Annotated in this window: 12 protein-coding genes; 4 read left to right on the top strand and 8 right to left on the bottom strand. The window is 72.0% G+C overall.

Annotated features, from left to right (window positions below):
• Window positions 1–109: 109 nt before the first annotated feature.
• From WMF31_RS14455 to WMF31_RS14440, 4 genes are all read right to left on the bottom strand, one after another.
• Entirely contained in the window at window positions 110–1,159 is a 1,050-nt protein-coding gene (locus tag WMF31_RS14455; RefSeq protein WP_436602500.1) for an iron-containing alcohol dehydrogenase family protein, read from the bottom strand.
• A 363-nt stretch (window positions 1,160–1,522) separates the two neighbouring features.
• Entirely contained in the window at window positions 1,523–2,671 is a 1,149-nt protein-coding gene (locus tag WMF31_RS14450) for an STAS domain-containing protein (protein WP_436602499.1), read from the bottom strand.
• Between the two features lie 201 nt (window positions 2,672–2,872).
• Entirely contained in the window at window positions 2,873–3,493 is a 621-nt protein-coding gene (locus tag WMF31_RS14445; protein WP_436602498.1) for a zf-TFIIB domain-containing protein, read from the bottom strand.
• Entirely contained in the window at window positions 3,493–3,975 is a 483-nt protein-coding gene (locus WMF31_RS14440) for a hypothetical protein (RefSeq protein WP_436602497.1), read from the bottom strand. The genes WMF31_RS14445 and WMF31_RS14440 overlap by 1 nt, the downstream gene beginning before the upstream one ends.
• Window positions 3,976–4,168: 193 nt before the next feature.
• Here WMF31_RS14440 and WMF31_RS14435 point away from each other — a divergent pair, with 193 nt between their 5' ends.
• Window positions 4,169–5,491, top strand: a complete 1,323-nt coding sequence (locus WMF31_RS14435) for an AAA family ATPase (protein ID WP_436602496.1) — start codon at window positions 4,169–4,171, stop codon at window positions 5,489–5,491.
• Window positions 5,488–6,249: a hypothetical protein gene (locus WMF31_RS14430; protein ID WP_436602495.1), complete on the top strand. Its 762-nt coding sequence runs from the start codon at window positions 5,488–5,490 to the stop codon at window positions 6,247–6,249. The genes WMF31_RS14435 and WMF31_RS14430 overlap by 4 nt, the downstream gene beginning before the upstream one ends.
• Before the next feature lie 36 nt (window positions 6,250–6,285).
• Here WMF31_RS14430 and WMF31_RS14425 read toward each other — a convergent pair whose 3' ends face one another.
• The 4 genes from WMF31_RS14425 to WMF31_RS14410 are packed head-to-tail and all read right to left on the bottom strand — an operon-like array spanning window position 6,286 to window position 10,931.
• Complete coding sequence (locus WMF31_RS14425; RefSeq protein WP_436602494.1) at window positions 6,286–7,488, bottom strand: ABC transporter permease; 1,203 nt, start codon at window positions 7,486–7,488, stop codon at window positions 6,286–6,288.
• Complete coding sequence (locus tag WMF31_RS14420) at window positions 7,482–8,213, bottom strand: ABC transporter ATP-binding protein (RefSeq protein ID WP_436602493.1); 732 nt, start codon at window positions 8,211–8,213, stop codon at window positions 7,482–7,484. Before WMF31_RS14420 ends, WMF31_RS14425 begins: the two co-directional genes overlap by 7 nt.
• A gap of 1 nt (window position 8,214) precedes the next feature.
• Window positions 8,215–9,447, bottom strand: coding sequence for an efflux RND transporter periplasmic adaptor subunit (locus WMF31_RS14415; RefSeq protein ID WP_436602492.1), 1,233 nt, complete (start codon window positions 9,445–9,447; stop codon window positions 8,215–8,217).
• Entirely contained in the window at window positions 9,444–10,931 is a 1,488-nt protein-coding gene (locus WMF31_RS14410) for a TolC family protein (protein ID WP_436602491.1), read from the bottom strand. The genes WMF31_RS14415 and WMF31_RS14410 overlap by 4 nt, the downstream gene beginning before the upstream one ends.
• A 117-nt stretch (window positions 10,932–11,048) precedes the next feature.
• Here WMF31_RS14410 and WMF31_RS14405 point away from each other — a divergent pair, with 117 nt between their 5' ends.
• Window positions 11,049–11,759 (top strand): response regulator transcription factor, encoded by a 711-nt coding sequence (locus WMF31_RS14405; protein WP_436602490.1) that lies wholly within the window; start codon window positions 11,049–11,051, stop codon window positions 11,757–11,759.
• A complete protein-coding gene (locus tag WMF31_RS14400) occupies window positions 11,756–13,108 on the top strand; it encodes an ATP-binding protein (RefSeq protein ID WP_436602489.1) in 1,353 nt (450 codons plus the stop codon). Before WMF31_RS14405 ends, WMF31_RS14400 begins: the two co-directional genes overlap by 4 nt.
• Window positions 13,109–13,158: the final 50 nt, after the last annotated feature.

Here is a 13,158-nt window from a genome sequence, read left to right as displayed (position 1 = left end):
GAGACGGGCCTTATGGCAGAGCCCGACCTGCATGGCACCAGAAAACATCCCCCTCGCCGGCGCGGCGGAGCCCTGTTTGTCCGGCGAGGCGTGATGGCGACGCGCCGCTTCAAGCGAAGCAGCCGTGGAGTCGCGGGTCGGTCCGGAGGATCGACTCGACCTCCGGGACGCAGTCGCGGGAGGAGAGGACGGTGTAAACCCCGTGCTTGATCTCCGGCGCGACGCGGACCGCCGCGAGCCATTCGTCGAGCGAGAACGGGTCTGCCCGGATCGCGTCCCAGAAGCGCGTGGCGTCGAGGACCGCGGCGATGGGGTCCGTGTCCCGCCCTTGGAGCCGGCTGACGACGTAGGCGGCGGTGCCGACCTGCAGGCCGTGGAGCCGCGGTCGCCTCCCGGTCTGGTCGAGCGCGTGGGAGATGAGGTGCTCGCTGCCGCTCGCCGGGCGGGACGAGCCGGCGATCTCCATGGCGATGCCGTTCAGCATGAGCGCCGTCGCGAGCAGGCGCATGCCCTCGAGATCGCGCTCGGGGCGCGCCATGAACTGGAACACGGTCGCGTCCGAGAGCAGGGCGGCGAAGTCGTTGACCGGCTCGCCGCGCGCGTGGAACGCGAGCTTCCAGTCGTGCACCGCCGTCACCTTGGCCACGAGGTCCCCCACGCCGGACAGCCACAGGATCTCCGGCGCGCGCAGGCACACCTCGGTGTCGACCACGACGCCGAAGGGGACGGCGCAGGGGAGCGAGCGGCGCCTTCCGCCGACGGTGAGGCTGGCGGACGGGCTGCAAAAGCCGTCGTTCGAGAGCGACGTGGGCGCCGCGAGGAACGGCAGCCTGGCGAGGAACGCGAGGTACTTGGCGATGTCGAGGGCGCGGCCGCCGCCGAGGCCGACGACGGCGTCGCAGCGGCCGGGGAGCGCGGGCAGGAGCGCGGCGGCCTCCTCGAAGCTCGCCGCGCGGACCTCGCGCCGGGCGACGACCTCGATTCCCTGTTTTTCCAGCCCTTCCTGCATCGCGGCCGCGATGGCGGGAGGCATCGCCTCGCTCGAGAGGAGCGCGATCCGGCGGTACGCCGCGCGCGCGAGGTAGAGGCCGGTCCGCGCGAGCGCCCCGGGCTTGATGCGCACCAGCGTGGGGATGCCGATCTGGGTGGCGGCGAGCATGGGGGAACTCTCGCTTCCTTGTCCCGGATTGCAACCCGTCCGGTGCCCGGGACCCGACCCAGGTTGCCCGGACCCGACCCAGGTTGCCCGGACCCGACCCAGGTTGCCCGGACCCGACCCAGGTTGCCCGGACCCGACCCAGGTTGCCCGGACCCGACCCAGGTTGCCCGGACCCGACCCAGGTTGCCCGGACCCGACCCAGGTTGCCCGGACCCGACCCAGGTTGCCCGGACCCGACCCAGGTTGCCCGGACCCGACCCAGGTTGCCCGGACCCGACCCAGGTTGCCCGGACCCGACCCAGGTTGCCCGGACCCGACCCAGGTTGCCCGGACCCGACCCAGGTTGCGCGGCGCTGCGCGGCGCTAGGCCCGTTGCCTCGCCGTGGACCGCTCGCGGCTGGCCTCCAGACCGTGGCCCAGGCTGCGCAGGACGAGCAACCCGTCGGTGAGGTCGGCGTGCACGAGCGCGCGGGCGACCTCCGGCCGGACCCCCGTGAGGATCGGCCGGGCGCCGAGCAGCGCGATCGCGCGCGAGAGCCGCTCCAGGGCGGCGGCGCCGTCGGGGTCGAGCGCGTCCGCGCCGGTGACGTCGAGCACCACGTGCGACGCCCGCCGCGCGACGATGGCGGGCAGGAGCCGCTCGCCGAGCTCGTCGCCGCGCTCCGCGTCGAGGCGCCCGATGAGCGGCACGGCGAGCGTGCCGCAGCCGACGTCGAGGATCGGCGCGGAGAGCGTCAGGATCTGCCGTCGTTGCTCCTCCACCAGGGCGAGCGAGCGGTTCAGCTCCTCGATGAGCCGACCCTGCTCCTCGACCTGCCCCTCGGCGCGCCGCTGGGCCGAGACGTCGAGCTGCTGCACGAGCACCGCGGGCGCACCGGAGACCGGGTCGGTCGTGCGACGCGCCTCCACCTGGTGCCGGCGCTCGCCGCCCGTCGTGTGGACCCGGACCTCCCCCGTCCAGGGCTCCTCGGCCGCGATCACCCCGCGGATCGCGGCGCCCACGGCCTCGTCCGGGAACGCCGCGTCGATCCGGGGCGCGTCGCCGAGCGCGCGCAAGGCCGCCGGGTTGTGGAAGAGCACCGTCCCCTCCCCGTCGACGAGGCTGACCAGGACCGACGAGTGGCGGACCGCCTCCACGCCGCGCACCATGGACGCGTCGACGCCGGGCTGCCGCGGGAGCGCCTGGAACAGGATGGCGAGCCGCCCATCGTCGAGGCGGATCCCCTGGCCGTCGAGCGTCACGGTGACGGGCGCCCCGCGCGGATAGAGCGTCCAGTCCTCCACGACCGTGCCGCCCTCCGCGACCACGCGCAGGTAGCCGTCGAGCCGCGCCCGGGTGGATCCGGAGATGTCCGAGAGATCGCGGGAGAGCAGCTCATCGCGATCCGACGCGCGCCAGAACTCCATCGCCTTCGCGTTGGCCCACCGGAACCGGTACGCGTCATGGTCGTAGACCCAGGTCGGCAGGATGGACAGCTCGAGGGCCGCGAGACGCTGGTCGAGGGACATCATGTCGTGGCGGTGTCTCTTACGACGGTACAGACCGTCCCGCACGCATTGATATCTGACGCCAATGACGAAATTTCAGCGAACCATGACGCGCCTCGGGCCCCGGAGAGGCGTCCCTCAAACATCCCCGCTCAAAAATTCCAACGACACAGCCGGTCTCCTGGACAGGGGCGCTGCCCGTGGACAGCCCCCCTCTTCACCGGCTCATCGCGTGATGGCCCATAAGAGATCGCGCAGCTCCTGCACGGCGGTGCGCCGGGCCTCCCAGGTCGAGGCGGTGACAACGAAGCTCGCCCGCTTCGCGGTATCCCTCTCGATCTCCGCTTGCCGGCGCGCGCGCGCCTCTTCCTCGAGCTGCTCCTGCCGCGCGCGCGCGGTGCCGCCGGACGCGGCGAACGAGAGGAGCTCGGGGAGCTCGCCGCGGTCGAACCAGGTGCCGTGATCCCTGCAGATGTCGACGATGACGCCGCTCTTGCCGGCGAAGTTCTTGCGGTTCATCACGCCGCCGCAGATCGGGCAGCGGACATAGCGCACGCGGACGTCGACGCGCGGGCGCGGCGGGGGCCTCGGGGCGCTCGCTCCATAGGACTCCCGGTGCGAGAGGAGGTCTCGCAGGAGCGCGTGCTCGACGAGCTGGCCGCCGCATCGACGGCAGTCGCGCAGCAGGCCGGCCGGGGCGCGGAACACGGCGAACGGCTCGTCGCAGTCCAGACAGCGGCGCGTGTCGGGCTCCGCGATCGGCTCCAGACCGAGCTCGTGCCCGCAGCCGGCGCAGCGCTCCGCATCGGGCGCGTTCGCGAGGTAGCAGCCGCCGCAGCGCAGCATCAGCGCCCTTTGGCCGAGCGCGCCGGCGGGCGCGTGCTCCGGGCAGGCCCGCCCGGCAGCAGGCTGATGCGGCTCGCCCGCGCTCCGAGCACCTCGGCGAGGAACGCCATGGCGGCGTCCTCGTCATGATAGACGACGACATTGTCGCTGTGCGTCTCGCGCACGAGCCGCTTCACCTGCAAGGCGCCGACCGCGGTCCGCACCACGAGGGCGACGGCGGCGAAGTCCTGAACGAGCATGCCGCGGATGCGCTGCGTCGCCGCCTCGAACGCCGGGTCGTTGTTCATGGGGACCTGGCGGAGGTCGACCAGGTGGCCGAGGCGCCCGCGGACGAGCGATTCGTAGATCTGGAGCGCCTCGGTGTGGACGCGGATGAACTCGTCGGGCGATGGGAGAGCGATCTCCGAACGCGTGGTCCGGACGAGCGAGCGGTCCGGATCGGCGGTCACCGTCAGGTACTCGTTCTGAAGCAGGACCGTCATCCCATGACAGGATAGCGACCCGCCGGCGAGACTGCACAGAAAAGCTGGCAGGCGCGGGGGGCTTCATGCCGGGCTTTCGCCCACACGGAACGACCCGAGCGCCGCGCTCGATCCCCAGGGAAAAGCGCCATGATCGCGGGGGCGTGGGGTTCCCGTTGCCCGGCTGCGGCACGGGCGACTAGGCTACCACACCGTGGTCAAGCTGAAGCGCCTCAAGATCCATCGCTACCGCAACGTGGAGCCATGCGAGCTCATCTTTGGCGACCGCCGCAACGTCCTGCTCGGCCCGAACGGCGCCGGCAAGACGACGCTCCTGTCCTTCATCTCCAAGATCCTCAGGACGAACCTGAACGATCCAGACGATCCGTTCTCGATCGAGATCGAGCTCACGCTTCCTCAGGGCTCGCTGACTGCGAAGATCTCGAGCCGGGAGCCGGAGGTCGAGCCGGTGGAGCTCTTGAACCTGCCATCGATGGCCCGCGCGGCACACGAGAGTGCGTATGCCACCCCGGAAACACCGGACTTCGAATGCACGCTAAGCCTATCGAACCGGCGATCAACAACCTCGCTCCGCCACTCAAAGGATCATTTTGCCATCCACGGAACAAATATCGACCACAAGTCAGCAGAAAATTTCATAACAAAGGGACCACCAGGACTCCTCACAAAGCTCGTCACCATCGGAACCATAACCCTCGAACGGAACACTCCACACGAAATCGCACCCGATCTCCGCAATGCCTACCGATTCGACGAATCGTTAGACATGTTCCACGCACTCACAACAAGAGAAGACAGCATCAATCCACCAAAGAACGACCTACAGCCACGCTTCCATTTTCATCGATTCAAAAACACAACACAATTCGCCCTTCGCTCCCCCGGGAGCCCTGGCCAGGGGATAACAACAAATGAAATTCTTAATGCAATAAAGCTCGGAATACCCGACGAATCAACCGAACACTCCATAAGCGAAAAACAACTCACCTTTCTCTCCGAATCGGTCCGACTCCTGGGCTTACGCTCGGCCGTTGCAAAATTGGAGCTCATCAACAAGGACACAACAACCAAGTTCGTAGAACACTTCGAGTTCGGCAACCTCAAATTCTGGTTCACCCGCCGCGACGGCTCGATCTTCCAGGACCAGCACCTGAGCTACGGCCAGAAGCGCCTGCTCACCTTCCTCTACTACCTCGACGCGAACCCCAGCTTCGTCATCGCCGACGAGCTGGTGAACGGCCTCCACCACGCGTGGATCGAGGAGTGCATGAACGCCATCGGCGACCGGCAGGCGTTCCTCACCAGCCAGAACCCGCTCCTGCTCGACTACCTGTCCTTCGAGTCCGTCGAGCAGGTCAAGGAGAGCTTCATCCTCTGCCGCAACCAGGCCGACGGCGATCGCGAGCGGATGACCTGGCGCAACATGACCGACGACGAGGCCGACATGTTCTATCGCGCCTATCAGGTCGGCATCGAGCACGTCGGCGAGATCCTGAGGACGCGGGGGCTCTGGTGAGCGTCGCCCGCTGCTCGATCCTGGTGCTCACCGAGGACTCGGCCGAGGGCGCGCACGACACGCTGGTCGCGCTCACCAAGAAGATCCTGCGCCTGGTCGACGACAGCTACGACTGGCAGCATGTCCGCTTCGAGCCGCCGGAGGGCGAGAGCGTGCGCAAGGCCCTCCGCGGCAACCTCTGGAAGAGCCGGGAGCCGCGGGATCACCGCGCTCGACGCGACCTCATCGGGTACATCGCCACGAAGCTCCTCGAGAGCGATCGCGCCTTCGTGGTCTACCACATCGACGGCGACCGTCCCTGGGCGGAGCGCGAGGCGAGCGACAACGTCGCGAAGTTCCGCAGCTTCATCGAGACCGACGTCCGCCAGTTCGTCGAGCATCGGCGCCTCCAGAGCGGTCGCGCTCCGGCCGGCGATCTGGCGCTGACTCAGCTCCTCCTCCTCGTGCCCCACTACAGCGTCGAAGCCTGGCTCTTCCAGAACACCCGCGCCGGGGTCCGCTTCTGCGAGGAAAATCCTGCGTGTCGGGGGAAGCACGCCTCCACCTTCCAGGCGTGGGCCAACGATCGCGGCGCGCTCGACGAGGTGTCGAAGCCCAAGGAGCAGATCTGCTTCAAGGGCCGGCACAACCGCCAGCTGGCCGAGGGCCTCGACGTGGATGTCATCTACTACGCCGGGAAATCCCTCCACCACGCCGTGGACGAGCTCCTCCGGAACACGGCGCTCCTCGCCGCCCTCGCCGCCACCCGACCAGGCTGACCGGGCCCCCTCCTCCGCTCCCCCCCGGCCCGCGGCTCACTCGAACCGCAGCGCCTCCACCGGATCGAGCCGCGCGGCGCGCCGCGCCGGCCCCACGCCGAACGTGATCCCGATGAGGACCGACACGCCGAGCGCCAGCCCGATGGCGTACGGCGGCACGATGGTCGCCCACTCCCCGAACCGCGACAGCAGGATCGCCGCCGCGTAGCCGAGCCCGACGCCGGCCACCCCGCCCGCGAGCGAGACGACCACGGCCTCGACCAGGAACTGCCGCAGGATGTCCCGCCGGCGCGCCCCGACCGCCATGCGCACCCCGATCTCCCGTGTCCGCTCCCGGACCGAGACCAGCATGATGTTCATGATCCCGATGCCGCCCACGATCAGCGACACCGCCGCCACGCTGCCGAGCAGCGTCGTGAACGTGCCCGTGATCTGGCCCATCGTCGCCAGCATCTCGGCCTGCGACCGCACGTCGAAATCGTCCTCCTGATCCGCGCGCAGCCGGTGGCGCAGGCGCAGGAGCTGCGTGAGCTGCGCGATCACCTGGTCCGCCTGGTCCTCCCGCTCGAGCTGCAGCGAGATGGTCGAGAGGAAATCCTGCCCGAACAGGGACGACTGGTGCGTCGACAGCGGCACGAACACGCCGTCGTCCGGCGAGCCCATGCCCGACCCCTTCTCCGCGAGCACCCCGACCACGCGGAACGCGCTCCCGTTGATCTGGAGGCGCGTGCCGAGCGGCGACATCCCCGGGTAGAGCTGCCTCGCGACGTTCGCGCCGATCAGCGCCACGCGCGCGCGCTGCTGCTCGTCGAGATCGCTGAACGACACCCCGCTCGCCACCGAGATCGAGCGGACCTCCAGGTACGCCGGCGTGATGCCGGTCACCGACGCGTTCAGGTTGTTCGCCATGTACCTTAGCTGCGCGCTGCCGCTCGCCTCGGGCGCCACCGCGGCCACGCCCTGGAGCGCCTCGAGCGCCTCCGCGTCCTTCCGCGTCAGCGTCCGGACCGAGCCGGAGCGGACCCCGCCCGCGGACGCGTACGACGGGCGGACCATGAGCAGGTTCGCGCCGAGCGACCGGATCCGCCCCTCGACGCTGCTGCGCGCGCCCTCCCCGATGCCGAGCACCGCGACGACCGCGGCCGTCCCGATGATCATGCCGAGCATCGTGAGCAGCGTGCGCAGCCGGTTGCTCGCGAGCGAGCGCCACGCGCTCCTGGCCGTCTCCCGGATCAGCACGCCGCCTCCATCTCGCTCGCGTGGAACGCCGCCACCACGGCGCCCGCCGGGCCGTCGGCCACGATGCGGCCGTCCTTCATGTGGATCGCGCGCGAGAGCGACCGCGCGACGCCGAGGTCGTGGGTCACCATGACCAGCGTCGTCCCGTCCGCGTTCAGCGACAGGAGCAGCTCCAGCACGTCGCGCCCGGTGCGGCTGTCGAGCGCGCCCGTCGGCTCGTCGCACAGCAGGATCGACGGCCGCGTGACGATCGCCCGCGCGATCGCCACGCGCTGCCGCTGCCCGCCGGACAGCTCGGCCGGCAGGTGCCGCTCGCGCGCGGCGAGCCCGACGCGGGCCAGCGCGCGCTGCGCGAGCGCGCGGCTGTCCTTCACCGCCCCGTAGAGCAGCGGCAGCTCCACGTTCTCCACCGCCGTCATCCGCGGCAGCAGGTTGAAGCTCTGGAACACGAACCCGATGTGGCGGTTGCGCAGCCCGGCCAGCTCGTCGTCGTCGAGCTCCGCCATGTCGCGGCCCCCCAGCCGGTACGTGCCCTCCGTCGGCCGATCCAGGCACCCGAGGATGTTCAGCAGGCTCGACTTCCCGCACCCGGACGGCCCGATGATCGCGACGGACTCGCCGCGGCGCACCTCGAAGCTGATGCGATCGACGGCCCGGACCGCGAGGTCCTCGCGATCGGCGTGGTAGACCTTGGAGAGGCCCTCGACCTTTACAGGGATATCCATCTCACCGCCCTCCCCGGGGGGCGCCCATGCGCATGCCGCGCATCGGGTTCTGCCCGCCCCGCGGCCCCTGCGGGCCCGACTCGGTCACCGCGGGCGCGCTCGCGAGGACGTCGTCGCCCTCGCTGAGCCCCTCGAGTACGACCATGTGCGTCCCGTCCGTCGCCCCGGTCCGGATCGTGCGCTCCTCGCCGCTCTCGAGCCGCACGAACCGCCGCTTGCCCTGGGATTGCACGGCCAGCAGCGGCACGAGGAGCACGTCCTTCTGCTCGGCGGTCACGATCTCGACGTCCGCGCTCATCCCCGAGCGCAGCAGCGACGCGTCCTTGTCCTTGACGACGATCTCGACGTCGAAGGTCACCACGCTCGACGCCTCCTTGCCGAGGGGGCTCACGCGGTCGACCACGCCCTGGAACACCCGGTCGCCGTACGCGTCCACGCGGATCTCGACCCGCTGCCCCGGGGCGACGCGGCCGATCTGCGCCTCGTCGATCGCGCCGATGATGCGCAGGTTCGACAGGTCGGCGAGCGTCATCACGGCGCTCCCGCCGCTCACGTTGGTGAGCGCCGACGAGACGAGCGTGCCCTTCTCCACCGCCACGTCGAGCACCGTGCCGGCGATCGGCGCGTAGATCTGCATCTCCTTCAGGCGCGTCTCGGCGTCCTGCACGGCGAACTCGGCCACCTTGAGCTGCGCCTGCGCCGCGCCGAGCTGCGCCCGACGGAGCGTCAGGTTCGCGGCCGCGACGCTCGTCGTGTGCGCCGCCGTGCGGGCCGCGTCGGTCGAGCCCAGGCCGAGCTCGGCGCTCCGCTCGGCGACCTCCTGGCTCACCTCGTTGTTCTTGCGCTCGAGCTCGGCCGCCTTGAGCGACGCCTGCGCCGCGGCGAGATCGGCCCTCACCCGGTCGCGCGTCACGCGCGCCTCGGCGAGGGCGCGCTCGGCGTCCGTCGGATCGAGGCGGACCAGGAGCTGCCCGGCCTCGACCGTGTCGCCCTCCTGCACGAGCACCTCGATGACCTGGCCCGAGGCGCGCGACTTCACCTCGACCTGCACGTCGGGCTCGATCTTCCCGGACGCGGCGGCGGTCTCGGTCAGGCTCCCGCGCCGGATCTCGACCGTGGGGCCGGCCGGCGCCTTCGAGGGCTCCCGGTACCAGGCGTACCCGCCGATCGCGAACGTCGCGACGATCGCCGCGGCCACCGCGGCCATCACCTGGCGTCTCCTGTTCCTGTTCATGACGACCTCCTGGGGAGCACCGAAGCGAAGCGCTCGAGGAGCGCGCCCGCGGCGTGCTCGAGCTGGAAGCGCGACGTGAGCTCTGACACCGCCGCCCGCAGTTTACGCAGCTCCGCCTCGCGGAGCGTCTGTTCCGCCTTCACCACATCGGCCGACGTCGACGTCCCGAGCAGGAGCCGTTGCCGCTCGGCCTCGGCCAGCTCGCCGGCCATGCGCGCCGTCTCCGAGGCCAGCGCGACCTGGTCGGCGGACGCGTCGAGGTTCACGCGGAGCGCGCTGATCTGGGCCGTGATCGCGTCGAGGCGCGCCCTGTAGCGGGCCTCGGCGGCCGCGAGCTGCGCGCGCGCGCGCGCCGCGTCGGCGGCCGCGCGCCCCCCGCCGAACGGCAGCTCCAGATCGAGCCCGCCCAGCGCGCTGAACGCGGGCTGCATGCCGGGGAGCGAGCGCCCCGTCAGCAGATCGTTCCCCCACTCCGTGCCCGCGGAGGCGGTGGCGAACACGTCGAGGCGGACCTGGTCGGCGTCCTCCGCCGCGCCCACCCGCGCGCGTAGCGCGTCGAGATCGGCGCGCATCGCGGCGAGCTCCTGGGAGCGCTCGGCCGCCGCGCGCGCCAGCGCGGCGGCCGGGGGCGCGGGCCCGAGGGACGGCGGCGCGCCGGTCGCGCGCAGCGAGGCGGCGCGCGCGGGGTCCATGCCGAGCGCGCGCCCGAGCTCGATCGCCCGCTCCGTGCGCGCCGCGCGGGCCTGCGACAGCGCGTCCGCGATCGACGCGGCCGCGGTCGAGAACTGGAGGACGTCGACCCGCGTGCCGGTGCCGAGGGTCTCGGCGCGCGTCCTCGCGTCGTTCACCTGCCGCTCGGCGGCCGCGAGCGCCTGCTCCTGCACCGCGACGGCCCGCTCCGCGTACCAGAGCTCCCAGTACGCCTGGAGCACCTCCAGCGCGATCTGGCTCGCCGCGAGCTCGCGCTCCCGCTCCACGGCGACCGCCTGTGCCTGCGCCTGCGCGGCGGGCGCGAGCACGGCGTCGGTCCCGGCCCCGCGGAGGAGCGGCTGCCGCGCGGAGACGTACGCCCTCGCGCCGTAGGCCGGCCCGAGGGTCCGGTCCTCCGCGAGGTTCCACCTGGAGTCCGCCGACGTGCCCACCTCCAGGGCGGTGCCGACGTCGGTCGTGTACCGCAGGGCCACGCTCGACTCCACGGACGCGCTGCCCGCGCGCGGGGTCTGGGCGTCGAGGGTCTTCGCGTACTGCCCCGTCACCGAGGCCGCGAGCGCGGGCCTCCTCGCGCCCTCCTCGGCGGCGACGGCCTGCCGCGCGGCCGTGACCTCGAGCAGGGCCGCGCGCAGCGACGGGTTCTGGGAGGCCGCGCGGCCGACGGCCTCCTCCGCGGAGAGCGTCTCGGCGCGCGCCGCGCTGCTCAGCGAGCACGCGGCGATGAGCGCCAGGGACGCCAGCCACGGCAGGGGAACGGAGCGAGTGAGCGTCATGAGCCCGAGGCTAGGGAGGCGCGTCTCAAGAGGTGTCCGGTTCATGTAAGGATTCGTAAAGGACGCTTTGACCAGGCCTTACACGGCGCCGCGCGCGGCCGCGCTACAGTCCCCGGCATGGCGGATCCCCCTCAGATCCTGGTCATCGACGACGACGCCGAGCTCTGCGAGCTCCTGGCCGAGCTCCTCGGTCAGGAGGGGTACGCCGTCGAGAGCGCGCGCGACGCGGCCACAGGCCTCGCGCGCGCGCAGGAGCGCTCGTTCACGCTCGTGGTGCTCGACGTGATGCTCCCGGGGATGAACGGGTTCGAGGTGCTCACGCGGCTCCGGCAGAGCTCGCGGGTGCCGGTGCTCATGCTGACCGCGCGCGGGGAGGACGTCGACCGCATCGTCGGCCTGGAGATGGGGGCCGACGACTACCTGCCGAAGCCGTTCAACCCGCGCGAGCTCGTGGCCCGCGTGCGCGCGCTCCACCGCCGCGCGATGGCGACGGCGGCGCCGGGCCCGGCGGACGCGCAGAGCGTCCTGACGGTCGACGATCTCGAGCTCCTGCCCTCCGCGCGGCGCGTCCGCGTCCGCGGCGAGGACGTCCGGCTCACCACGGCCGAGTACGACCTGCTCGAGGTGCTGGTCCGGCAGGCGGGGGCGGTCGTCTCGCGCGAGGAGCTCGCGCGGCGCGTGCTCGGCCGGCGGCTCGCGGCGTACGACCGCGGCATCGACATGCACGTCTCGAACCTCCGCAAGAAGCTCGGGCCCGGCCCGAGCGGCGGCGAGCGCATCAAGACGGTCCGGAGCGCGGGCTACATCCTCGCGCGGGAGCGCCCGTGAGGAGCCTGTTCCTTCGCCTGCTCGTCTCCCTGTGGCTCGCGATGGCGCTGCTCGGCGGCCTGTTCGCGGTGATCCACGCGCGGGCGTTCCCCGCCGAGGCGAGCTCGCTGCGCCGCCGCCTGAGCCTGCGCACCATCGAGCTCCGCGCCGAGCGCGCGCTCGCCTGCGCCGAGGACGGGCGCGCCGGCTGCGACGAGATCCTCGCGCCGATCGACCCGCGGGATCAGCGCGTCGCGGTCTACCGGGCGGGCGAGCTCGCGGCCGGGAAGCCGATCGAGGGCGCGCGCGGCGTCGCGGAGCAGGCGCGGCGCGCGGGCGACGGCGTCGCCGTGGAGGTCGGCGAGCAGGAGCTCACGGCCGTGGTCCTGCGCCGCGACCCCGCCCTCGCCGCCGTGGCCGTCGGTCCGGTCCGGTCGCCATGGATGTTCTTCATCATGCCGGAGACGCTGCCGTACCGGCTCCTCGCGATCATCACGGTGACCGGCCTCGTCGCGGTCGTGCTCGCGCGCTACCTGTCCCGCCCCATCCGCGTGCTGCGCGGCGCCACGCAGCGGATGGCGGCGGGCGATCTCTCGGTCCGCGTCGCGCAGCGGCTCACGGGCGCCGACAGCGAGACGCTCGCGCTCGGGCGCGACATGGACCGGATGGCCGAGCGCATCGAGGAGCTGCTCGAGACCCAGCGCAGGCTCCTCTGCGACGTCTCGCACGAGCTCCGGTCGCCGCTCGCGCGGCTCAACATCGCGCTGGAGCTGGTCCGCCGGCGCTCCCCGCCCGACGTCGAGCCCGCGTTCGACCGCATCGAGCGGGAGACGGAGCGGCTCAACGGGATGATCGGCGAGCTGCTCACGCTGAGCCGGCTGGAGTCCGGCCGGCCGATGGAGCGCACCGAGCGGATCGATCTCCTGTCGCTCGTGGAGCAGGTCGTCGAGGACGCGGCGTTCGAGGCGGAGCAGCGGGGGTGCGGCGTCGCGCTGGGGGCGCGGCGCGCGTGCTCGCTGGACGGGAACGAGGAGCTGCTCCGGCGCGCGATCGAGAACGTGCTGCGCAACGCGGTGCGCTTCACCGAGGCCGGGACCACGGTCGAGGTCGATCTCGAGCGCGCGGGCGACGCGGCGGAGCTCCGCGTCCGCGACCGCGGGCCGGGCGTGCCGGAGGCGGCCCTGGACGACATCTTCAAGCCGTTCTACCGCGTCGACGACCACCGCGCGCGCGGCGCGGGCGGCACCGGCATCGGGCTCGCGATCACGCACCAGGCGGTGCTGCTGCACGGCGGCGAGGTCGGCGCGCGGAACGCGGAGGGCGGCGGGCTCGTCGTGACGCTGCGGCTGCCGGTCGTCGGGGAGGGGTGAGCGGCGCGCGGGGCGGAGCGCCTGGCGGGCCCTGGGGGGCGGAGCTCGCG

The organism is Sorangium sp. So ce1036, from assembly GCF_051369805.1.
Classification (GTDB): Bacteria; Myxococcota_A; Polyangia; order Polyangiales; family Polyangiaceae; genus Sorangium; species Sorangium cellulosum_F.
This window is presented reverse-complemented; position numbering and strand designations above follow the sequence as displayed.